Consider the following 2623-nt stretch of genomic DNA (forward strand, 5'->3'; position numbering starts at 1 on the left):
CGGGCGCGGCGCGGGTAACCCCCTTCCCAGAAGCATGAAACAGCCCCTGGGGGTTAAACCACCAGGGGCAAAGTTTCCCGAAGTGCCAGCGCGCGCATGCGCCCTGGCCCTGCGCTGCTAGGGCTAGTCCCTATTGATGTAAGACAGCAGGCGCAGGATCTCGGTGTAGAGCCAGACCAAGGTCACGGCCAAGCCGAGGGCCACGCCCCAGGCCATCTTCGACGGCGCACCGGCGCGGACGAGGCGGTCGGCGGCGTCGAAGTCCTGCAGGAAGCTCAGCGCTGCGAGGCCGATGCACAGCAGGGAGAAGATCCAGGACAGCGGGGAGCCATCGCGCAGCGGGCCAGCGCCACCGGTGAACAGGCCGATGACCATGCTGCCCAGCGCCAGTACCAGTACGCCGATCAATGCGGCGACCATGAACTTCGTGAACTTCGGGGTCACGCGAATCGCACCCGTCTTGTAGACGAAGAGCATGCCGGCGAACACGCCGATGGTGCCCAGGATCGCCTGGCTGATCATGGCGCCAGCGTTGGTGTCCCCCACCGCCATGCCGGTGAGCATGTAGCTAAAGCCACCGACGAACAGCCCCTCGAAGCCTGCGTAAAGCAGAGTGACGACTGGGGAGCCGTACTTCTTCGCGAAGGCGGAGACCAGCACGGTGATGAGGCCACCGATGGCGCCAACCACGGTGAGGATCGAGCCCGTTGCCGGATTCGTGCCGAAGATAAAGTAGTTCGCCGCAGCCAGCACGACGATGACGGCCAGCGTGATGCCGGTCTTTGCCACCACATCGTCCACGGTAATCGGGCGGTCGGCCGGGCCGGCCTGGCCGTAATTCGCGGCGTCCTGCAGCCCGTCCTGGTAGGTCGCCGTGGCAGCGGCACCACGGGCGCTGGTGGCGAACTGGCCATAGCCGCCGCCCTGTTGGCCGTAGCCCGGCTCACCATAGCCCTGGGGCTGCTGGCCCTGGCGGTTCTGGCCGGTCAGCTCGGCCATGAATGGATTAGATTTCTGCACCTGAAAGCCTCAACTTTCGATTATTCGGAAGACTCGTTCTTGCCGCCATGCGCGCACCTAAGTGGTGCGTCTACACGACCCGATCGGAGATCGGGGTTCATGTCACGCGCGATGTCCCGGCAGTGCCGGGGCGCGCCACGATGCTGGTAGTCGGTTAAAAATTCTTACTTCACAATGTACCAACGCATGTGACGCACTTTTAGTTCCCGACGCTGCGGACTTTCTTTCTCAACCCACCGCATAGGTTCCTCGACAAAGGTATATTTCCACCCATGACTGCTTTGCGATTCCCCAAGCGACTGTCCCTCGGCGCACTCCCGGCAGACTTCCAGGAGGCGCTGCGCGGGCTGTCCGCCAACAAGCTGCCCGCCGATGGCTCCAAGCCCGAGAAGACGATCGACGTCGAGGTTTCCTTCACCGCGGAGCACCTCGGCTGGGTCGGTTCCGGCAATGAGGAGGACGTCCACCGTGCCGTAGACGCCGCCCGTCAGGCACAGCGCTCCTGGGCTCACGTTCCCTTCTCGGAGCGCAAGGCCATCCTCCTGCGTTTCCACGACGCCGTCTTGAAGAACCGCGAACTGCTGATGGACATGGTGCAGCTGGAGACCGGCAAGAACCGCGCCTCCGCCTTCGACGAGGTCATGGACGTGGCGAATAACTCCCGCTACTACGCCAATAACGCGGAGAAGATCCTGAGCCCGAAGCGCCGCCGCTCCGCGGTTCCGGTGCTCGCCAAGTCCCGCCAGCACTTCCAGCCCGTGGGCGTGGTCGGCCAGATCTCGCCATGGAACTACCCACTAACTCTGGGCATCTCCGACGCCCTTCCTGCACTCATCGCGGGCAACGCGGTGGTCGCGAAGCCGGACTCCGCGACCCCGTTTACCTCCTTGCTCGTATTCGGCCTGCTCTTCGAGGCCGGCCTGCCACGCGACCTCGTCCAGCTGGTCACCGGCTCCGGCCGGGTCGTGGGCAGCGAGATCGCCAATACGTGTGATTTCCTGATGTTTACCGGTTCTACCGCCACCGGCAAGATCCTCGGGGCCACCGCGGGCTCCCGCCTGATCGGTTTCTCCGCGGAGCTGGGTGGCAAGAACCCGCTGATCGTCGCGGCGGACGCGAAGATGGATTACACGGTCCGCGGCGTCGTCGATGCCTGCTACTCCAACTCTGGCCAGCTGTGCGTGTCCATCGAGCGGGTGTACGTCGAGCGACCGGTGTACGAGGAGTTCAGCACCAAATTCGCCGACGCCGTGCGCGCCATGACCCTTGGCCCCGGCTTCGACTGGGAGGTGGCGATGGGTTCGCTGGCCTCCCAGCAGCAGCTGGATACGGTTACCAGCTACGTGGACGACGCGGTGGCCAAGGGTGCCCGCGTTCTCGCTGGTGGCAAGGCCCGCCCGGACCTGGGTCCTTACTTCTACGAGCCCACGGTTCTCGCGGATGTCCCCGCCGACGCGAAGCTCCGCACCGAGGAAGTGTTCGGCCCGGTCGTCTTCGTTGAGGTTGTCGACGACCTGGTTGCTGCGGTCAACGCTGCCAACGACACCGTCTACGGGCTCAACGCCTCCGTCTTCGCCAGCCCCGAGACGGGCCACCGCATCGC

General features: G+C 64.7%; 2 protein-coding genes. One reads left to right on the top strand and one right to left on the bottom strand.

Features of this window, described 5'->3' with window-relative positions:
* Positions 1–123 precede the first annotated feature (123 nt).
* Positions 124–1020 carry a Bax inhibitor-1/YccA family protein gene (locus tag Q1V78_RS00145; RefSeq protein ID WP_300610268.1) on the bottom strand — a complete coding sequence of 299 codons (897 nt, stop codon included), beginning with the start codon at positions 1018–1020 and terminating at the stop codon, positions 124–126.
* A gap of 272 nt (positions 1021–1292) precedes the next feature.
* Here Q1V78_RS00145 and Q1V78_RS00150 point away from each other — a divergent pair.
* Positions 1293–2623: succinic semialdehyde dehydrogenase (locus Q1V78_RS00150; protein WP_300610271.1), on the top strand; the 1331-nt coding region annotated here is incomplete at its 3' end.

This window comes from Corynebacterium sp., from assembly GCF_030152825.1.
Lineage (GTDB): Bacteria > Actinomycetota > Actinomycetes > Mycobacteriales > Mycobacteriaceae > Corynebacterium.